The 19,787-nt window shown below is 59.6% G+C and carries 18 protein-coding genes; 11 read left to right on the forward strand and 7 right to left on the reverse strand.

The window, feature by feature from the left end; all coding sequences use genetic code 11:
- The first annotated feature begins 93 nt into the window (after positions 1 to 93).
- Together G6N78_RS20675 and G6N78_RS20680 are read left to right on the forward strand one after the other, a co-directional pair.
- Positions 94 to 1,071 carry an alpha/beta fold hydrolase gene (locus G6N78_RS20675; RefSeq protein WP_165223298.1) on the forward strand — a complete coding sequence of 326 codons (978 nt, stop codon included), beginning with the start codon at positions 94 to 96 and terminating at the stop codon, positions 1,069 to 1,071.
- Positions 1,072 to 1,184: 113 nt separating this feature from the next.
- Positions 1,185 to 2,801, forward strand: a complete 1,617-nt coding sequence (locus tag G6N78_RS20680; protein ID WP_370691541.1) for an MFS transporter — start codon at positions 1,185 to 1,187, stop codon at positions 2,799 to 2,801.
- A 28-nt stretch (positions 2,802 to 2,829) separates the two neighbouring features.
- On the opposite strand, the gene G6N78_RS20685 is transcribed toward G6N78_RS20680, so the two are convergent.
- Both G6N78_RS20685 and G6N78_RS20690 read right to left on the reverse strand, forming a co-directional pair.
- Positions 2,830 to 3,204 carry a response regulator transcription factor gene (locus G6N78_RS20685; RefSeq protein ID WP_165223301.1) on the reverse strand — a complete coding sequence of 125 codons (375 nt, stop codon included), beginning with the start codon at positions 3,202 to 3,204 and terminating at the stop codon, positions 2,830 to 2,832.
- An 85-nt stretch (positions 3,205 to 3,289) separates the two neighbouring features.
- On the reverse strand, positions 3,290 to 3,925 hold the full coding sequence (locus G6N78_RS20690) for a response regulator transcription factor (protein WP_165223304.1): 636 nt from the start codon (positions 3,923 to 3,925) through the stop codon (positions 3,290 to 3,292).
- Positions 3,926 to 4,106: 181 nt separating this feature from the next.
- Here G6N78_RS20690 and G6N78_RS20695 point away from each other — a divergent pair, with 181 nt between their 5' ends.
- The 6 genes from G6N78_RS20695 (at position 4,107) to G6N78_RS20720 (ending at position 10,026) form a co-directional block, all read left to right on the forward strand.
- Positions 4,107 to 4,658 (forward strand): helix-turn-helix transcriptional regulator, encoded by a 552-nt coding sequence (locus G6N78_RS20695; protein ID WP_165223307.1) that lies wholly within the window; start codon positions 4,107 to 4,109, stop codon positions 4,656 to 4,658.
- A gap of 243 nt (positions 4,659 to 4,901) precedes the next feature.
- Positions 4,902 to 5,276: a response regulator gene (locus tag G6N78_RS20700; RefSeq protein WP_165223310.1), complete on the forward strand. Its 375-nt coding sequence runs from the start codon at positions 4,902 to 4,904 to the stop codon at positions 5,274 to 5,276.
- Between the two features lie 156 nt (positions 5,277 to 5,432).
- Positions 5,433 to 7,157, forward strand: coding sequence for a ubiquinone-dependent pyruvate dehydrogenase (gene poxB / locus G6N78_RS20705; protein WP_165223313.1), 1,725 nt, complete (start codon positions 5,433 to 5,435; stop codon positions 7,155 to 7,157).
- A 2-nt stretch (positions 7,158 to 7,159) separates the two neighbouring features.
- Positions 7,160 to 7,663, forward strand: a complete 504-nt coding sequence (locus G6N78_RS20710) for an FUSC family protein (RefSeq protein ID WP_165223316.1) — start codon at positions 7,160 to 7,162, stop codon at positions 7,661 to 7,663.
- 164 nt (positions 7,664 to 7,827) lie between these two features.
- The gene (locus G6N78_RS20715; RefSeq protein ID WP_165223319.1) at positions 7,828 to 8,277 is read left to right on the forward strand and encodes a hypothetical protein; all 450 of its coding nucleotides are present in this window, start codon (positions 7,828 to 7,830) and stop codon (positions 8,275 to 8,277) included.
- 69 nt (positions 8,278 to 8,346) lie between these two features.
- Entirely contained in the window at positions 8,347 to 10,026 is a 1,680-nt protein-coding gene (locus G6N78_RS20720) for an FAD-dependent oxidoreductase (RefSeq protein WP_165223322.1), read from the forward strand.
- 151 nt (positions 10,027 to 10,177) lie between these two features.
- Here the strand turns inward: G6N78_RS20720 and G6N78_RS20725 are convergent, their stop codons facing one another.
- The 5 genes from G6N78_RS20725 to G6N78_RS20745 all read right to left on the reverse strand — a co-directional run bounded on the left by G6N78_RS20725 (position 10,178) and on the right by G6N78_RS20745 (position 16,788).
- The gene (locus G6N78_RS20725; RefSeq protein ID WP_165223325.1) at positions 10,178 to 11,293 is read right to left on the reverse strand and encodes an FAD binding domain-containing protein; all 1,116 of its coding nucleotides are present in this window, start codon (positions 11,291 to 11,293) and stop codon (positions 10,178 to 10,180) included.
- A gap of 10 nt (positions 11,294 to 11,303) precedes the next feature.
- On the reverse strand, positions 11,304 to 12,533 hold the full coding sequence (locus G6N78_RS20730; protein WP_165225308.1) for an MFS transporter: 1,230 nt from the start codon (positions 12,531 to 12,533) through the stop codon (positions 11,304 to 11,306).
- Positions 12,534 to 12,731: 198 nt separating this feature from the next.
- Positions 12,732 to 14,981 carry a xanthine dehydrogenase family protein molybdopterin-binding subunit gene (locus G6N78_RS20735; RefSeq protein WP_165223328.1) on the reverse strand — a complete coding sequence of 750 codons (2,250 nt, stop codon included), beginning with the start codon at positions 14,979 to 14,981 and terminating at the stop codon, positions 12,732 to 12,734.
- Positions 14,981 to 15,469 carry a (2Fe-2S)-binding protein gene (locus tag G6N78_RS20740; RefSeq protein WP_165223332.1) on the reverse strand — a complete coding sequence of 163 codons (489 nt, stop codon included), beginning with the start codon at positions 15,467 to 15,469 and terminating at the stop codon, positions 14,981 to 14,983. The genes G6N78_RS20735 and G6N78_RS20740 overlap by 1 nt, the downstream gene beginning before the upstream one ends.
- Positions 15,466 to 16,788 carry a c-type cytochrome gene (locus G6N78_RS20745; protein WP_165223335.1) on the reverse strand — a complete coding sequence of 441 codons (1,323 nt, stop codon included), beginning with the start codon at positions 16,786 to 16,788 and terminating at the stop codon, positions 15,466 to 15,468. The genes G6N78_RS20740 and G6N78_RS20745 overlap by 4 nt, the downstream gene beginning before the upstream one ends.
- A 397-nt stretch (positions 16,789 to 17,185) precedes the next feature.
- Here G6N78_RS20745 and G6N78_RS20750 point away from each other — a divergent pair, with 397 nt between their 5' ends.
- From G6N78_RS20750 to G6N78_RS20765, 3 genes are all read left to right on the forward strand, one after another.
- Positions 17,186 to 17,701, forward strand: coding sequence for a Dps family protein (locus tag G6N78_RS20750; protein ID WP_165223338.1), 516 nt, complete (start codon positions 17,186 to 17,188; stop codon positions 17,699 to 17,701).
- Positions 17,702 to 17,851: 150 nt separating this feature from the next.
- On the forward strand, positions 17,852 to 18,688 hold the full coding sequence (locus tag G6N78_RS20755) for an alpha/beta fold hydrolase (protein WP_370691547.1): 837 nt from the start codon (positions 17,852 to 17,854) through the stop codon (positions 18,686 to 18,688).
- A gap of 801 nt (positions 18,689 to 19,489) precedes the next feature.
- Positions 19,490 to 19,636, forward strand: coding sequence for a hypothetical protein (locus G6N78_RS20765; RefSeq protein WP_165223347.1), 147 nt, complete (start codon positions 19,490 to 19,492; stop codon positions 19,634 to 19,636).
- Positions 19,637 to 19,787: the final 151 nt, after the last annotated feature.

Genomic DNA, 19,787 nt, shown 5'->3' on the forward strand with positions numbered 1-19,787 from the left:
GAGCGGCCAAACGTCCAAAAACCAGCCTAGGCGACAAGCGCACGCGGCACGCAAGCCCTAGTCTCGGATCATCCAATCAGCAGGAACCAAGCGATGGATCACAAACACGAATTCCTCTTATCCCGGCGGCAGGCACTGCTCGCGGGCGCCACCCTTTCGCTGGCAACGACGCTCCCGGTCCTTGCCTCGGAAACCCTCAACGCACTTCAACAGGAAGGAACGATACCAATGACCGAGAACTTCGTCACCACCAAGGACGGCGTCGAAATCTTCTACAAGGACTGGGGTCCGAAGGATGCGCAGCCGATCGTATTCCATCACGGCTGGCCGCTGTCGTCCGATGACTGGGACGCGCAGATGCTGGTCTTTCTCCTGAATGGCTACCGCGTCGTCGCCCATGACCGACGTGGCCATGGCCGGTCGCAGCAGGTGAGCGAAGGTCACGATCTCGACCACTACGCGGCCGATGCCTCGGCCGTTTTCGAAAAGCTCGACCTTCGCAATGCCGTCCATATCGGCCACTCCACAGGTGGCGGCGAAGTGGCCCGTTACGTCGCGAACTTCGGCGAACCGCAGGGTCGTGTTGCGAAAGCCGTCCTGGTTGCCGCCATCCCGCCGATCATGCTGAAGACCGAAGCCTATCCGGGTGGTTTGCCGATCGAGGTGTTTGACGGCTTCCGTTCGGCGCTTGCCGCCAACCGGGCCCAATTCTTCCGGGATGTGCCGGCAGGTCCCTTCTACGGCTTCAACCGTGCCGGTGCGACCGTGCATGAAGGCGTGATCCAGAATTGGTGGCGCCAAGGCATGATGGGCGGGGCCAAGGCCCATTACGACGGCATCAAGGCCTTCTCTGAGACCGACCAGACAGAGGACCTGAAGAACATCTCCGTGCCGACTCTTGTGATGCATGGCGACGATGACCAGATCGTTCCGATCGCGGCATCCGCTGAGATTTCGGTCAAGCTTCTCAAGAACGGCACGCTGAAGGTCTATAAAGGTTTTTCTCATGGCATGCTGACAGTCAACGCCGACGTGATCAATCCAGACCTTCTGGCCTTCGTGAAGAGCTGAGCCGACTAGTGGCTTCCAGGCCGCCGCCTGACCCGCGGCGGCCTTTGTGTGTCTACACCTTGCCCGCTTCGCAGCAGGCTCTCCGTCGCACCGAAACTCCAGAGGTGATCGTGATGACCCAATTGCAGCCTGACAAAATGGAGGCCGGCAGTGCGCTCGCTCCGTTCCATCATACGGCCTTCGCAGTCCTCTGGACCGCAACCGTCATCGGCAATACCGGCACTTATATGCGTGACGTCGCAAGCGCATGGCTCGTCGCTGATCTTTCGGCGTCTCCGGGTGCCGTTGGCCTGCTCCAGGCTGCGGGAACACTTCCGATTTTCCTGCTTGCGCTGCCGGCCGGCGTGCTCGCCGACATTTTCGATCGGCGCAAACTGCTGATGGCGATGCAGATGATACTGCTGTTTGTGAGCCTTGCCCTGACACTGCTTGCTTGGCACGAAATGCTCACCGTCGAACTCCTGATCGGCCTCACCCTTGTTGGCGGAACGGCCGCTGCGATTGCAGGTCCCGCCTGGCAATCCATGGTGCCGGATCTGGTTCCCCGGTCCCAGTTGCGCGACGCGATCGCGCTGAACTCCGTCGGCATCAATGTGTCGCGGTCGATCGGTCCGGCGGTCGGCGGCATCCTGCTCGGCGCCTTCGGTGCCGCTTTTGCTTACGCGGCAGATCTTGCCACCTATCTTTTCGTGATCGGCGCCCTCCTCTGGTGGCAAGGTTCACCGGCCGAGTTGAGCCACATCCCCGAGCACTTCTTCGGCGCTTTCCGTGCGGGGCTGCGTTATGCACGCTCGAGCCACAAGCTGCATGTCGTGCTGTTGAGGGCTGGCGTCTATTTCATCTTTGCAAGCGCCACTTGGGCGCTTCTCCCGCTCGTTGCCAAGGATCTGCTCGGGGGCGGCGCAAGCTTCTTCGGTCTGCTGCTCGGCTCGGTCGGCGCAGGGGCCATCGGCGGGGCAATCGTGCTGCCGAAACTGCGCAACTATCTCGATCCCGACGCCATCCTGTTGGGCTCGGCGATTCTCAGCGCTGGGGTCATGGTCGCTCTTACCGTTACGCCACCGCAATGGGTGGCCTTGATCTGCCTCTTCCTCCTGGGCAGCGCGTGGATCGCGGCGCTTACCGTGCTCAATGGCGTTGCCCAGGCGGTGCTGCCCAATTGGGTGCGCGGGCGGGCACTGGCGGTCTACCTCACCGTCTTCAACGGGGCGATGACGGCCGGCAGCATAGCCTGGGGTATCTTGGCCCAGGCGACGGGACTGACGGCGACCCTTTTGATCGCCGCCGCAGGCCTTACGTTAACAGCCCTTCTCATGCACCGGCTGAAACTACCACCGGGCGAGGACGACCTATCCGCGTCCCACCACTGGCCAGCGCCCATTGTCGCCGATGGCGTCGCCTATGATCGGGGACCCGTCCTGGTGCAGGTCGAGTACACCGTTGCCGCAGCCGATCGCCCCGCATTCCTTCGGGCGCTTAACCTCCATGCCGAAGCGCGACGGAGAGACGGCGCCTATATGTGGGGTGTGAGTGAGCATGCGGCAAAGCCCGAGCAGATCGTTGAATGGTTCTTTGTCGATTCATGGGCTGAACATCTGCGACAGCATGATCGTGCGTCGCACGCGGACGCCGAGATCCACGGCCAGCTCATGGGCTATCACCAAGGCGAAAATCGACCGACTGTACGGCACTTCATCTCCATTCCGGCGAGAAGTCGGGATCGAAAATAGGCCAATGAACAGGCGTTTCGGCGCCTGATCAGGTCTGCGGCTGGGCGCTGATCGCCCGCTCGATGCAGGCGATCAGCGCCTCCGCCTGGTAGGGTTTCTGGAGCACACAGATGGGCGCCTCGATCTGCTGACGGACGGGGGCTTCGGCAAAGGCGGTAATGAATATGACGGGGACGGTATCCTGGCGTTCTCGCAAGGCGGCGAAAAGTTCAATGCCACTCATGCCCGGCATCTGGACATCCGAAATGAGACAGGCCGAGCGACCATTGCTGGGAGAGTGGAGGAAATCTTCAGCGGAAGAAAAGGTCGCGACGTCGAAACCGCAGGATCGCAAGAGGCTGCTCGTGGCTCGAAGAACTTCGACTTCGTCGTCGATCACTGAAATCAGCCTGGGAGCATGCACCTTGATCTGCCAATCTCCGGTCGGGACCGGGTTACCTGGACAACATTGTATGCACAGTCCGACCTTTTGGCGATTATACTCACGTTTATTGAGATGTTGACGAGATCTGAGTCCGCGCAAGCGTCTCTGCCATCTTGACCAGATCCGCAAAGGTTCGCGCCATCATCTTGCGCATGACCTTGCCGCGATGGATCTTCACCGTGATTTCACTGAGATCGAGTTCTCCGGCAATCTGCTTGTTCATAAGGCCTCTGGTGGCCATATCCATGATCTGCCGTTCGCGCGGCGTCAGAGACGAAAAACGCTGCTTCAGCTCTGCTTCCAGCTGCGTTGCTCCTTTGGCAACTGCACGGGTCGAGCAGGCGGCGCCAACAGCATCCAGCATGTCCTGGTCACGAAACGGCTTTGGCAGGAAGTCCACAGCGCCGGCCTTCATAGCCCGCACCGACATCGGAATATCACCATGGCCAGTCATGAAAATGATAGGAACATCGCTGCCCATTTCTGACAGTTTCTGCTGAAAATCGAGACCGCTTGTGAAGGGAAGTCGAACGTCTAGGATTAGGCAGTCCGCTTCCGCTAGCGACTCCTGATCTTGAGCCAAGTCCAGCGGCATTTCATAACATTTTACCCGGTAGCCGACCGAGCGCAGCAGGCTATCCACGGAATTGCGGACGATTAGCTCGTCGTCGACAACAAGAACGAGAGGGCTTGCGGACATCCTTCGGCTTCCCAGTTACCATGGTCCACTGTTCCTAGACCGCACGCCAGCCAAGGAGCAACTATACGTCTGTATGTCGGGATTAGACTGCAGTCTGACGCGGATCAATTTTCGTACAATATCAGACGACCGCAGTTCGTCCCAATATTCCCCCGTCCAACAGGGTTGAAGGGGAAACCTTATGTTCTCACATCAGTCTCAAATCGATAGCAGGAATTACCGACCACAAACCGATGTCCTGTCCATCAGTCATCAACACCATCAACTCAATCTGCTGATCGCCAACGCCATTTCGCTGGTAGAGAGCGATGAGAAAAGCGCTTTGGCGTTCGTGAAGCAGGCATCCGCCATTGCAGTATGTCTCGAGCTACTCGATGGAAATGCAGAGCCAGCTTCGCGGGGTTTGGCGCCATGGCAATCACAACGCGTTAAGCAGCATATTGAAAGTCAATATGGCAGACGCATTCTCATAGATGAACTTGCCAAGTTGGTGCGCCTTAGTACCAGCTATTTCGCCGTTGCTTTCAGAGCAAGTTTTGGCACATCGCCGCACGACTACGTGTGTCGTCGTCGGATCCACCACGCACAGCTTCAGATGGCGACAACCGGCAGACCGCTTTGCGAAATTGCCCTCAATTGCGGCTTTGCGGATCAGTCCCATCTCTCCAGAGTTTTTCGCCGTGTCACTGGCCAGACACCTGCGGCATGGCGACGGACCAAGCGAGTTTCATGAAACAGCACTCAGTTGGCTTGCACGTCGAACTGCCGGGTTAATTGCACCAGCATCTGCTCGCCCCAGATGGCGGCGAGCGCAACTTTTGCCTTGAAGGCCGGGCTGTGATTGCGGCGCGGTCGTCTTCGGCAAGGTCGAACGGCCGGCTGAATGTTTAAGGTCACCTGCACCTTGGTATGATATCTTTCATGGGTGCACGGGCGCATAGATTAAGGAAAGACAACAACAGGAAAGGCCGCTTCCTTGCCCGCCGCCATAACCATTGCCGTTGTTGATGATGATCAGACCATTCGCGAAGCCATGGAGGGTCTCAGTCTGTCCTTCCTGTACCAAGGCCCTCTTTTCTCTCTGGCAAAGGCGTTCCTGACATCGAAGCAGCGGGCAAACGTCGATTGCATCGTCATGGATGTGCACATGCCCGGTCTTTTGGGCATGAAGCTGACAAGCGAACCGAACCGGCCTTGGCCACATCCGCCGATGATTTCCATCAAATCTTCCCTGGACGAGCGCATATGCAATGCCGCTTCGGCCGATGGCGCTTTCGCTTTGCTCCGCAAGGCCGTGGCTGTCGATAATCTGATCCGATCCCTAAGATCTGCCCTCACCCGACCAGCTTGATCGGGCCCACCGCGTGAGCCGTTGATCATGAACCGCTCCGGATGCCGCAGCGACAGCCAAATTTGCATGGCTGGTTCTCGCTGGCCACCGATTGAACACGATCCCTCGCGCGACAGCTTGCTGTCACCCCATGCCCCTGAATAAAGGAGAAAGCTCATGAATATCACTATCGCCGATCTGCTTGCACAGACATTGGCCAATGCCGGTGTCAAGCGAATCTGGGGCGTTACCGGCGACAGCCTGAACGGGTTAAATGATAGCCTGCGGCGGCTCGACCGCATCGACTGGATGCATGTGCGGCATGAAGAAACGGCGGCCTTCGCCGCTGGTGCAGAGGCCGCCGTGACCGGCGAACTTGCCGTCTGCGCCGGAAGCTGCGGTCCCGGCAACCTGCACCTGATCAACGGGCTGTTCGACTGCCATCGCAACCGCGTGCCAGTCCTGGCGATCGCCGCTCATATTCCCTCGTCGGAAATCGGGCTTGGTTATTTTCAGGAAACCCATCCGCAGGACCTGTTCCGCGAATGCAGCCACTTCGCGGAACTCGTGACCAACCCCGCGCAGATGCCGGAAGTCCTGCATCGGGCAATGCGGGCTGCGATTGGCGAACGGGGGGTGTCCGTCATCGTGCTGCCGGGGGATGTCGCACTGCAAGCGGCTCCAGATGGCGCAAGCGCCGAATGGGCGCCACTCGCACGCCCGCGCCAGCTGCCCGATGAGGCGGAGCTTTTGCGACTCGCAGACTTGCTGAACGCCTCCAATTCGGTGACCATTCTCGCCGGAAGCGGCTGCGCCGGCGCCCATGATGCCGTGGTAAGCCTTGCAGACCGGCTACAGGCACCGATCGTCCACGCACTGCGTGGCAAGGAATATCTCGAGTGGGACAATCCTTTCGATGTCGGAATGACCGGGCTGATCGGCTTTTCCTCCGGCTATCATGCCATGCTCAACTGCGACACCCTCATCATGCTGGGCACCGATTTTCCATATCGCAACTTCTATCCGAAAACGGCCAAGATCGTTCAGGTGGATTGCGACCCATCGGCGCTCGGCAAACGGGCGCACCTCTCCATGGGTCTCGTCGGAGATGTGGCCGAGACGATCGAGCAACTGCTGCCACGCATCAACCCGGATCGGAATTCTGACTTTCTGGATGCCGCGAAAGCACATTATACGAAGGCGCGGCAAGGTCTGGATGATCTGGCGCAACCTTCGAAGACTGGCCAGCCGATCCATCCCCAATACCTTGCCCGACTGGTGAGCGAACTTGCCGCGGACGATGCCATCTTCACCGCCGATGTCGGTACGCCAACCGTCTGGGCAGCGCGGTATCTGAAGATGAACGGCAAGCGACGTTTGCTGGGTTCGTTCAACCATGGCTCCATGGCAAATGCTATGCTTCAGGCCATTGGTGCACAAGCGGCAGCACCCACCCGACAAGTGATTTCCCTTTCCGGGGATGGTGGCTTTACCATGATGATGGGTGACTTTCTAACGCTTTCCCAACTCGATCTCCCGGTCAAGATCATTGTTTTCAACAATGGCTCGCTCGGTTTTGTCGCCATGGAAATGAAGGCCGGCGGCTATCTCGATACAGGGACCGACCTGCAGAACCCGAACTTCGCAGCGATGGCCGAAGCAATCGGCGTGAAGGGGATCCGTGTCGATGGTTCGACCGATCTGGAAGACGCATTGCGCGATGCCTTTGCCCATCCAGGACCGGCGCTTGTCGATGTTGTTACGGCACGGCAGGAACTGGTCATGCCGCCGAAAATCAAGATCGAGCAGGCCAAAGGCTTTAGCCTCTACATGCTGAAGGCGATAATGAATGGCCGGGGAGACGAGATCGTCGAACTTGCAAGCACAAATCTGAGGCGCTGACCATGGCGCTTTCCGTGACCGCCCGCGACATCGCTTTCGTTCTGCGCTGTTCCGGCGCCGGCACGCTCGCCTATGCGCTCGCCTCGATACTCGGTCTCGAACATCCGGTCTGGGCATCGATCTCCGGCGTGATCGTCTCACAGGAGGAACTCGATCAGACAAAGAACGCCACATTCTGGCGTTTGGCCGGCACCATTGTCGGCATCCTTGTGTCGGTGAGCGCCGGCAGCCTGACCGCATCCACGGGATTGAGTGTTGCCATGCAGATGGGACTCAGCATTGCCCTTTGTGCCGCCATCGTCCGGCGCTGGCCTGACCTGAAGGTTGCGATGTGGACTGCGCCGGTCCTGTTCTTCGCACGTGACCCCAACGTCTCGCTGCTGACGATCGGCTATTGGCGCGGCAGCGAGGTTGTACTGGGCGGACTGACGGGTGCAGCGCTGCACTTCGTTTCCGCGCGGCTCATTTTCAACCTTGAAAACAGGACACCAAAGCGGGGCGCGTAGGAAAGACGCGGCGGCTACAGCGGTCGTTTAAACCCTAGGCGGAGCCAAACTACACATCTGTATAGATGCCAATACTGTCCGGCCGCCGTAGTCTCTTCTTCACGTCAACTTTTCATGGCGCGCAGAAAACATATCAAAAAGAACCGCTTTTCATGGAGCATCGCATGACCTCCATACGGACGATTTCGGACGAGAGCAGAACGCACAGCGTCTTTGTGATTTTGACCTTGGCATTGGCGACCATTGCGCTCGTTTCCGGCAGCACGCCGGTGACAAAGACATCAGAACCAGCCTTTGCGAGCAAGCTGGTTGCTCCCGCTAACTCATTCCGCATCCTCGCGCCACACCTCATCGAAAAACTCTCTGATCGATCCGCAACTGCGATAATTTCCCTGGCTTCCACTCGCCCGGGTTTGGATGAGGCATCCTGTATCGCAGAACGCGCGGCAACCAAGACAAGTCGTCATGTGGCGATCGATCCGCAATCCTTTTGTCGCCTACAGACGAGGCTTGTAAACGCCGAACTGATCGGCCGCAAAAGTCTACGGGAACTGGCAAGTGTCAAGCCTTCCTCAGAGGTGACATCTGAATTCGCCTTCAACCACAGTCGCTAGCGCTTCAGCATTTTAGACGCAAACCGTCTGCTTTTCCTGACCCAACCAGAGCGAATGCGGGAGCAACCCATGGCTCTTCTTCACACAAGAGAGTACCAGATGTTTCCGGTCCTCACGCCAAGTCAGATCGCCACGGCACAGCGATTTGCAAGTGGCGATGCGAGGCGCTTCTCACCCGGCGCGGTAATCTATCAAACAGGCGATCGCCTGGTGCCGTTATGGCTGGTGATTGACGGCTCGATGACTGTGTATCGCCAGAACGGCCTATCGGGACAGACACCGATCACCACCCATGGCACCGGCCAGTTATCCGGAGAGATTGATCAGCTCTCGGGAAGGCCAACCCTGGCCAAGGCACTTGCCGGGCCGCTGGGCTGCACCGCCCTTCCTTTCGATGCCGCGCATCTCAGAGCCCTAATGATCGGTTCGGCGGACGTGGGTGAGATCATCATGCGAGCCCTGATCCTGCGGCGGACCGCTCTGATCGATGCTGGAGCCGGCTCGGTTCTCGTCGGTTCTGCAGGAACTGCCGCGCTTTCCCGGCTTCAGGGATTTCTGGCACGAAACGCTTATCCCTACACTGTTCTCGATGCAGCCAATGGAGGGGATGGCAAGGCACTGATCGACCGTCTGGGAATCCAAGACGCTGAAATGCCGGTGATGGTTTGCCCAAACGGCACGATCCTCAGGAACCCGAGCGATGCCGAAGCGGCACGGCATCTCGGAATGACGCCAGACCCTACGGCGGGCAAGATCTATGATGTTGCAGTGGTGGGAGCCGGTCCGGCAGGCCTCGCAACAGCCGTTTACGCCGCGTCCGAGGGGCTTGGTGTGATCGTCTTCGAAGAACGCTTCGTGGGTGGCCAGGCCGGCGCGTCCTCACGCATCGAAAACTATCTCGGCTTCCCCGCTGGAATATCCGGCCAAGAGCTTGCCGAACGGGCGTCTCGTCAAGCGTTGAAATTTGGCGCAGAACTGTTACTGCCCGTGGCAATCGAGAGCCTTTCCGCATCGTATGGGGCGATTGCGCCCCTGTCGCTGATGCTTGCGGGCGGCACGTCGGTGTACGCCCGGACCGTCGTGATTGCCTCTGGTGCAAGGTATCGGCGCCCCGGAATTGCTGGCCTTAAATCCTTCGAAGATGGCAGCGTCTCCTATTGGGCCTCGCCGATCGAGGCAAAACTCTGTTCTGGACAGGACGTGGTTCTGGTCGGTGGCGGCAATTCAGCAGGCCAAGCCGTTGCCTTCCTTGCACCTCAGGTGCGCAGGCTGCATCTCGTCGTACGGCGGCCCCTGGAGGAAACCATGTCGCAATATCTGATCGACCGTATCCACGCACTGCCCAATGTTGTCCTTCACGTGCACTGCGAGGTCGTCGCTCTCGAAGGTGATGCGCCACACCGCCTTGCTTCTGCGGTGATACGCTCCCAAGACGCAAGCAGCGAGACGCGTTTGCCGCTGCATCACCTGTTTCTCTTCGTGGGAGCCGACCCCAATTCGGGTTGGCTGCCCAAAGACGTGATCACCGATTCAAGAGGCTTCATCGTTACAGGTCAGCCTTTCGGAGAAGGTGCGAAACCGGCCCGTGCAGCGCTCCCGCTGGAAACCAGCCTGCCGAACGTATTTGCAATCGGCGATGTCCGGTCCAGTTCTACCAAGCGCGTGGCTGCCGCAGTGGGCGAAGGCGCCGCGGTCGTTTCGCAGATCCATACGGCGCTTCGGGATGAGGGCACAAGACATCAAGGTTGACGCACATGCCGCTTCGGGCAGCGAGCCGATCTCAGGCAGGTTTCCACAAATACAACGCTTCGGTCGTCTGACCCTTCATCGGCCACGTGTGATCGGCAGAACCGGCGAAGAGTAAATCGACCGGCCGGGATCAGGTCATTGCATTTTGCCTCTACAGGGCAGAAGCGCCAAGCTGCCTTCCATAGGCGACGATATCTCGCCCGACTTCGATGCGTTCCGCTTCGTAGCGGCGCAGGGCCATGGCGAGCTCGTCCTCCTGAGACAGCACCTCACACAGTGCCATCACATCGCCGGCGGCCTTCGAGACACCCATGGCCGTATGCGGGCGCGCGATGAAAGCGGCATCGCCGATGAGCGCGATCGACCGGCCTACCATGCGCGGTGCCTCGTAATCAAAAATGGCCTGAATCGAGGGCATCGGCTCTTTTTCAACCGCCGCTACGAACTGGGGCGGAAGCATTCGCGCCGCATCGGCCCGCAGCCCGGCGAGGCGCACCTCCGATAGCGCGCCCCGTGGCAGAGAATAGGCGTGCGGTTGCTGAGTTGCATCCGTCAAGGTCAAGGGCAGTTCGCTTTCCGGCACGGGACGATACCAGACCCAGTTGTAGCGCCTGTGGCCGACATCCGTCTCACCCTTTGCTCCCGGAACGAGATAGCCGAGCACATGGACTCCGGGCTGGATGTAGAAGGCAAAGCGATTGAGAAGCAGGGCCGCGGTGTCTGGCAAGCTTCCTTCCGGAATTAGTCCGCGCCAGGCGACGTATCCGGCATACAGGTTGCCCGAATGCTCGGGATTGATCGCAGCGCGCACCGCGGAGCCAAGGCCATCCGCACCGATGACAAGATCGGCGATTTCACGCCCCCCGTCTTGGAAGGCGATCTCTGCGTGATCATCACCATCGTGCACCGCCAGCACCTGGCGTCCCAGTTCGTAGGTATCATCCGCAATATGTGAGGCGACCGTTTCAAACAGGACATCCCAGGAAATCTGGGTCTGTGGCATGTCAAGCCTGCGGGCGATGCTGCCGTCGCGGTTGAGATAGATCCGTTCTCCGGCAACGACACCGACACGCGCCACATGTTCACAGCCGATAAGCCTCAGAACACGCAGCAGATCCCTCTGTCCCACCAGCCCTGCGCCGCGCCCTGCAAGGCCACTCTTCGAACGTTCGAATATGCGCACATCGTGGCCGGCCTGTTGAAGCATGATGCCAGCAAAAAGACCGGCGAGCGAGCCGCCAACGATCCTGATCCGGAGCTTTCGCATTGCCGCCTCCTTAATGTCTGACCGTGGAGGCCGCCCCATGGCGACGATGATGGCCGAGCTTCACCAGGAAGGCGCTGACCGCGAGCACGACACCCAAGAGGCTCACCAGCAGCCAGCCGCCCTCCCGCCAGGCCAATGTCGCGATTGCCGATCCGGCCGCACCGCCCAGGAACATTCCGGTCATGAACACCGTGTTGATCCGGCTTCGCGCCGAGGTGTCAAGCGCATAGATGATGTGCTGGTTTGAGATCAGCGCGCTCTGGATGCCGAAATCCAGAAGAATGACCCCGATGATGAGGGAGGCCATCGAGGCCCCGGCGCCGAAAATGAACCAGGCGATGATCGTCAAGCCGGCACCCAGCCAGACGACGAAATGCGGCCCGCGTCTATCAGCGACCCGTCCAGCCAACGGTGCTGCGAAGATGCCGACAGCACCAACGATGCCGAACAGGCCAGCAACATCCGCACCGAGGCCGAACGCTGGCCCCTGCAGATAGAAGGCCAGAATGGTCCAGAAGGCCGTAAACGACGCGAAGAGGCAGGCCTGGATGAAGGTCGCGGCGCGCAGCGATGGGTGGCGCTTCCAGAGATAGACGAGGGAACGAAGGGCTTGCGGATAGTCAAGGCCGGAGTTGATACGGTGATGAGGGAGCACGGCAAACATCAGACCTGCCGCAAAGAGCGCAAGCGGCACACCGATCCAGAACATCTCCCGCCAGCCGGCATGTTCGCCAACAAAACCCGATAGCGTTCTGCTGAACAGGATACCCGAAAGGACACCTGCCATCACCGTTCCGATCGTCGAACCCCGCTTTTCTGGTGAGGCTAAGGATGCCGCAAACGGCACGATCTGCTGCGCAACGGACGAACAGGCACCGACAAGGGCGGATGCCGCGACCAGGCCCCAGGCAGAAGGCGACAAGGCTGCCAGGGCGAGCGCCAATCCCAGCAGGAGAAACTGGCCAATGATCATAAGCCGCCGATCTACGAGGTCACCGAGAGGCAACAGGAAGAACAAGCCAAGCGCGTAACCAATTTGTGTCGCGGTCGGCACCAGAGCCGCGATCGGCTGATGCGGGAAGTCCGCCTCGATGAGGCCGAGCATCGGCTGGTTGTAATAGATGTTGGCGACGGCGATACCACCGGCAGCTGCCATCGCCAAAAGAGCGACATGCCCAATCGTGTCAGCAGAGCTGCTTGCCTTTACCAACGCCGCCTGTCGCGTCCCGTCTGTTCCCATATTCATTCTGATGCTCCGTGTGTGGGAGAAATTGCATTCCATGTGATCCCATCGGACAATGGCGACCACTCCATGGTGGTGTAACCGTTGCTATACGTGCGTGCAGGATGTTGCCTCGGCCGCGTCGAAGGCGCGCGCGTGCGAAGCTCCAACCGTGGCGACAGGAGCTCATGCGACTTCAGCTCCGCCGCACGGCTGTCAAAGAGTGAGAAGGGCGCGGCGCAGCTTTTCTGGCGTCAGCGGCATTTCTCGGAAGCGCACGCCCGTTGCATCGGCGAGCGCATTGGCAAGCGCCGCCGAAGTGGGCCCCTGCGAGGCCTCGGCTACGCCGAGAAACGGTTCTCCCGGCCTCGGCAAGACATCGACCTCGATCTCCAACGGCACATCCCCGAAGCGAAGGATCGGATAGCTGCTCCAATCAAAACTGGTCCGGCGTTCCGCATCATGGGATATGGCCTCGCGGGTGCACCAGCTGAGCGACTGTATGAGGCCGCCTTCCACCTGATTGCGCACGCCATCCGGATTGACCACCTCCCCGCAATCGACCGCGGCACGGGCGCGCTGCACCGTGACCAAGCCGGTGTTCGGTTCGACGGAAATTTCCAGGAACACCGCGCAATAGGCGCCGAGGTTTTTGTAACGGGCAAAGCCCATGCCGTAACCATGGAACTTGCCCTCGCTACGGCGTGTTGGCCAACCGAAGGCCTCGGCGCCGGCCATCATCACAGCCCGCGCCCGTGGTTCATTCATGTGGTTGAGCCGAAGCGTCAGCGGATCGATGCCCGCTGCATTTGCCAGTTCGTCGAACATGCTTTCGATCGAAAAGACATTCAGATGCGCGCCGAGCGAGCGCATGGCGGACGATCGGAACGGCCCGTTCGGAATGAAGTGAAAGTTCACATTCATGTTCGGCAGGGCATACAGCGGATTTGAATTACGACTTCCATCGCCAGCGGGCATTGGGATCGGCACGTTTTCCGGCGGTGGAAATGCATGCGTTACCTCCCAACCGGCAAGCACTCCGTTGGCGGAGGTCGGTCGCGTGTTGTGGGGAGGGCTCCAGACGTCGTAGTTCCAGGTGACGATATGGTTGTCTGCATCAAGTTCAGCGACGACTTCGGTCACCATGCCCGCACCCAGCGGCTCCCAGCCGAACTCCTGCTCGCGCATCCATTGCAGGCGAACCGGACGGCCCGGCAAAGCGTGAGCAATGAGCGCAACGTCCGCTGCCACATCATCAGCTCCGTTCTGACCATAACATCCGGCGCCCTGCACATGGATCGCGTAGACTTTGTCTTCCGAGAGGTCAAGGAGGCTTGCCGCCACCCGTCGAACATCGAAAATACCTTGGCTATGGCTCCAGATCGTCAGCTCACCACCCTTCATCTCGGCGATCGCGCAGGATGGCCCGATGGAACCGTGGCTGTACCAGGGACGGGCGTAACGAGCGGAAAGACGCTTGGTTGCCGCCGCGGTTGGATGCGTGACCTTCTCTATGGAGTAATCCTGAGCCGGCAGCGCCTTCAGGACTTCAGCCATGTTGCCCGTCGGAATGGCAGCATCGGTCCGCTTGGATTGCCCGGCCAGCAATTGCCGCATGATGCGCACTGCATCCCATTCCCGTTCGCAGACGACGGCGGCAAAATTGCCATCCTGAACAAAGGCATGGAGACCCGGCATCGCCTCGATCTCGGTACGCGAGGGCAAGGTCAGCGTCATGCCTTCCGCCGGTGCCCGGATGACCCGCGCATGCAGCATTCCGGGAAGGCGCATATCCTGGATAAAGGACAAACCGCCCGTCACCTTGCCCGGGATATCGAGACGCGGAAGGCTCTTGCCCATGGTCCGAAAGTTAGCTGGCTGGCGCAAAGGGACGTCAGCCTGCGCTTGAACATGCAACGAAAGCGTCGCGGCCACCGCACCATAACCGATGCTGCGACCATCGGGGGCGCGGATCGTGCCCTCTCCCGTTGTCTCGAGGTCCGCTCCATCTGTCCCCAGCATCGGTGCTGCAGCCCGCAGCAGCAACATGCGCACATTGGCCGCAGCAAGGCGAAGAGCGGGGCCACCATATTGCATCGAATGGCTTGCAGCCGTCAGTCCTTCATCCGGCGTACGGGCGGTATCGCCTGTCACAATCGATAGGAGATGTGGCGGCATGTCGAGTTCTTCGGCGGCCACCTGCAGCAGCGCCGTCATGATGCCCTGCCCCAGTTCGACCTTGCCCGTAAAGACCTGTGCCCGACCGTCGGGGTCGATCCTGATCCAGGCATCGAGGTAGGGAAATGGCTGAAGATCATCCGGCAGAGCAGTGCTTGCACCCGCCGGTTCCGGCTGACCGGTCGCAGCAGCCCTGGCGGCTGGAACTCCAGCAAAGGAAAAGGCAACGAGGAGGCCCGCACCACCCAGAAAGTTGCGGCGCGTGGTCGTCAGAGCACTGGATGACATCACGATGCATCTCCCTTGCCGTTTTGGCTGCTCAAGACAGCGCTGGCCCGCTTGATGGCGCGGATGATCCGGTGATGCGTGCCGCAGCGGCACAGGTTTGGTTGCATGTGCCGACGGATTTCGGCATCCGAGGGAGCTGGATTACGGTCCAGCAGGCTCTGCGCCCGCATGATCATGCCGGCAATGCAATAACCGCATTGTGCAGCCTGTTCATCGATGAAGGCCTGCTGCAGGATGCCGGGTTGCTCCTGTGTACCCAGTCCCTCCAACGTCGTCACCTGCCGTTCCTGCATTGCCCCGATCGGAGTAAGGCACGAGAAGACCGCCTTGCCATCAAGATGGACGGTGCAGGCGCCGCACTGGCCAAGGCCGCAGCCATATTTCGCGGCATTCAGTTCAAGGTCATCGCGCAGCACGTACAGAAGTGGTGTATCCGGAGTGGCCGAAACGGTCCGCCGCTGGCCGTTGACAATGAAGGAGACAGTCATCTTGCATCTTCCTTTCGAATGGCGGAAACCTCGGCGGTGAGATCCGGCCATGGGCTTGCATCCGTGAAGTGCGCCCGTGCATAGCCGAGGAGGTCGGCAATCTGTTGGTCGGTCAGGTTGTCGGCAAAACCGGGCATCGCCGGGCCGCGACCGGAGGACGGCGCAATACCCTGCAGGACCGCCTGAATGGCATTGCGCGGGTTCGTCATGCGCAGATCGGACACGGTCGACAGAGGCGGACGTCCGGCAACCTGCATCGGCGCGCCCGGCATGTGGCAACCGCCACAGGTGCCCGCAAACAGCGCCTCCGTTGCGGGAAACGCAATGGTTGACTTTGACGGCGCAGGATCCTGGAACGCAGCATCCCGTGGCAGAGTTGCCGCCGTGGACGCAGCCTTTAGAGGCGCACTCTGGGGTTTCATGCGCGAGGCGATGTAGACAGCGATTGCCTGGACATCGGCGTCGTCAACCATCGACAGACCCTCCGCAACCGGCCCCATCGGGCCGCCAGCTGCGCTATGACCGCCTGCAATGCCGGTCGTAAGATAGGTCTTCAACGAGGCCTCGTCCCACCGATCGGCAGAAGGATTGGATTGGTCGAGAGCAGGCGCGATCCAGCCTTCGGCGATACCGCCCGACAGATCCAACGACCGCTCTTCGCCACCCAGGAGATTGCGGGGGGTGTGACAGCCCCCACAATGGCCGAGACCCTCAACGAGATACTTTCCGCGATTCCATTCGGCACTTTGGGCGGGATCCTGCGTCGAAGGACCTTCGTGCAGAAACAGAAGCTTCCAGCCGGCAAGCAGCGGGCGAAAGCCGAGGCCGGGTAGAAGGTCATTCTTCGGCTGGACCTGTTCGACCGGCTGGCGAGTCATCAGGAAGGCATAGATGGCCCGAAGGTCGGCGTCATCGACATGCGTGAAATGTTCATACGGCAGCGCCGGATAAAGATGGCTTCCGTCTCTCGCCACGCCGTTGACCATAGCACGCTTGAAAGCAGCAAATGACCAGTTGCCGATGCCTGTCTTTTCATCCGGGCTGATATTGTCGGAGTAGAGCGTGCCGAAGGGCGTCGGCAGAGCCCTTGCCCCGGCAAAGGGCCTGCCGCCATCCGCTGTATGGCACACGATGCAGTCGCCAATGCTCGCCAGTTGTGCACCCTTCGCAACCTCTCCCGGGTCGAAGCTGGTCGGTAACGGACGCTCCACCGGTTTGATTTCTGGCGCATACATGACGGCAGCGGCAACGATACCACCGGCGACGGCAGCAAGGCCAAAGGCTGCAAGCAACCCTCTCGATTGAATCGGTCTCATCATTAAGCTTCCGTACGATCAGAAAGGTCCGACATGGGATCTGTCTGCTGATACTAGAACCTTCGAAGAGCGAGGGAATTATAGGTTGGTCTGGTTGAACCGATACCTGAGTATAGTATAGGCGAAAGCTGTGGCCTGAATTGAACCAGAAAAACGACCCGGCCGATCGCCGAAAGCAGGGCATATATTGTTTTCGATCGCGCGCAGAAGCGGCGGTCGCGATCTGGCCAACCGTTAAGGATTGAATAAGCGGCCATCAATCTGCCGACGTCGCCGAACACGACTATACAAAAGTGCAGGCTATCCGATACCTCAATCGGATACTCAGCGATCGAAGGCTTTTATATCTTCAGTGAGGTTTTCCGCATCTGCGGCAACCATCTTTCAACTGGAGATAGTCATGAGCAGCCCGTCCCTTATGAACCGGCGTCTTGCCCCGCTCACCACCCCAACCGATCTTGGCGCCATCGCGCGGCATGAGATTTGCGCGTCTCTGACGGCCTTGCTGGCCGATGTCTTAGCACTCTATCTAAAGACGAAAAACTTTCATTGGCATATGTCGGGTCGCAATTTCCGCGATTATCACCTGCTTCTCGACGAGCAGGCTGACGAACTGCTCGCCCTGACCGATGTAATTGCCGAACGGGCGCGCAAGGTGGGCGGCACGACCCTTCGCTCGCTCGGTCATGCGACGCGGCTGCAGCGCATCCCCGACAATGATGCCGATTTTGTCACCCCTGACGATATGCTCGCCGAGCTTCGCGAAGACAACAAGCAGCTCGTCTCCATCTTGCGCCAGCTGCATGGCACAACCGCAGAGAACAATGACGTCGCAACAACCAGCCTGATCGAGACATGGATCGATGAGGCCGAGCGTCGTGTGTGGTTCCTGTTCGAAATCTCCCGCAACCTCTGAACCGGCGGTTTCGCGATGATCAGCCAGGCTCTTCCCATCAAGCGGCGCGGTATCCTGATTTCAGCTGCCGTTACTGCTGCAGCCAGCGCGCTGCCGCTTTCGGCCGCCGCTGCCGCACCCAAACATCATGAGCAAGAAGGAAACAAACGCATGAGCTACGTTACAACCAAGGACGGCGTCGAGATTTTCTACAAGGACTGGGGCCCGAAGGACGCCCAGCCCATCCATTTCCATCACGGATGGCCGCTGTCGTCTGACGACTGGGATACCCAGATGCTGTTCTTTCTTGGTAACGGTTATCGCGTTATCGCCCACGATCGTCGCGGACATGGCCGTTCGCAGCAGGTCAGCGAAGGCCATGATATGGATCATTATGCCGCCGACGCAAATGCGGTGGTGGAACATCTCAATCTCCGCAATGCCATCCATATTGGCCATTCGACTGGGGGCGGCGAGGTCGCCCGCTATGTGGCCAAATACGGTGAGCCACAAGGGCGCGTGGCCAAAGCGATCCTCGTATCCTCCGTTCCGCCGCTGATGCTGCAGACGGCGGCCAACCCTGAGGGCACCCCGATCGAGGTCTTCAACGGCTACCGGGCCGCACTTGCCGCCAACCGGGCGCAGTTTTTCCGCGATGTCGCCTCTGGCCCGTTCTACGGCTTCAATCGTCCCGACGCAAAAGTCTATCCAGGCGTTATTGATAACTGGTGGCGTCAGGGCATGATGGGCGGAGCCAAGCCGCACTACGATGGCATTAAAGCTTTTTCGGAGACCGATCAGACGGAAGATCTGAAGCGGATCACGGTTCCGACCCTTGTCACGCAAGGTGACGATGACCAGATCGTTCCCTACACCGACGCCGCCGAAAAGCAGGTCAAGCTGCTGAAGAATGGCACCTTGAAGATCTACAAGGGCTTTCCCCACGGCATGCTGACGACCCATGCGGACGTTCTCAATCCGGATCTCCTGGCCTTCATCAGGGGCTGACGCAAACCGTCGTCCCATCCCGCATCCTTGACGGGATGCTCGACTAGAAGAGGCGGGTCGCCGGCCCGCCATCTACCGATCGGGTTTCGCACAAAAAGCACTTACGAGCGCAGAAAATTCGCTCCATCTGCAATAGCCGCCCTTTGTTATCCGAAAGTTACAAAGGCTTAACGAACCGGACAGCCTGCCGTAATCATGGTTGGACGAGAGTCTTCTCCAAGGTCATGCAGAAGCCGTGACTGTTTATGAAGGATCAAGAACATGTTGAGCGTATCACGTCGATTTGTCGCCACCGGTCTGCTCGCCCTGACGGTTGCCAGCACGGCTTTCGCCACCGCCTCCCAGGCTGAAGCTCATAACAATTTTGGCCCCGGCCTAGCTGCGGGATTGGCCGGAGCGGTCATCGGGGGCGCATTGCTTGCCGGAGCAGGCCATGCCCCTGCCTCTATCGCTCCCCCTTATGCTCCCCTGCCATACGGCTCGCCGGCCTATGCTTACGGCCGAGGTCCGGCCGTTTCCTACGATGCACGCTGCCACATCGTATGGCGCCAGGATGCATGGGGTGACATGTACCGCACGCGCGTCTGCGACTAGATCGATCGCATCGCATACAGGCGAGCTGCCTTTTTTATTCATCCTCCACGTCACGCCCGTAGCTCCTGCCGCGTCGAACGGGGCCTCATCACCGTATCGGACAACCAGCATAATGCCTGGGAGCCTTTGCGGGGAGCAATCGCGACTCACTACGCAGCGGGCAATGTCCGACGAGCGTGTCATACGCGAGACGATGCCGTCTGCGACTTGATCATCATCAGTGAAGACGTTGCCGCCATTGTACGAGAGGCCGAAGGTGTCATCGTCGTGTGCCCCAGCTTTGGCTATCGTGCCATCGGCCACATCCTGACGGCGCAGGTTTCCTTTGTCCGTACCGGCTCAACTGCCCAATGATGGGCAGTGCGGTTCGAAACTTCCCCAGGCGCTTTCGCCGCCGGTCATCGCTGGTACTCTTTCTGATGGTCGGAAGGGGATATTGGTGATCAAGGTGAGGCAGACGGTCATGATCTGGATCTGGATCAGTTGGGCCTGACGGTGTCGGCTA

This window comes from Allorhizobium pseudoryzae (assembly GCF_011046245.1).
GTDB lineage: Bacteria > Pseudomonadota > Alphaproteobacteria > Rhizobiales > Rhizobiaceae > Neorhizobium > Neorhizobium pseudoryzae.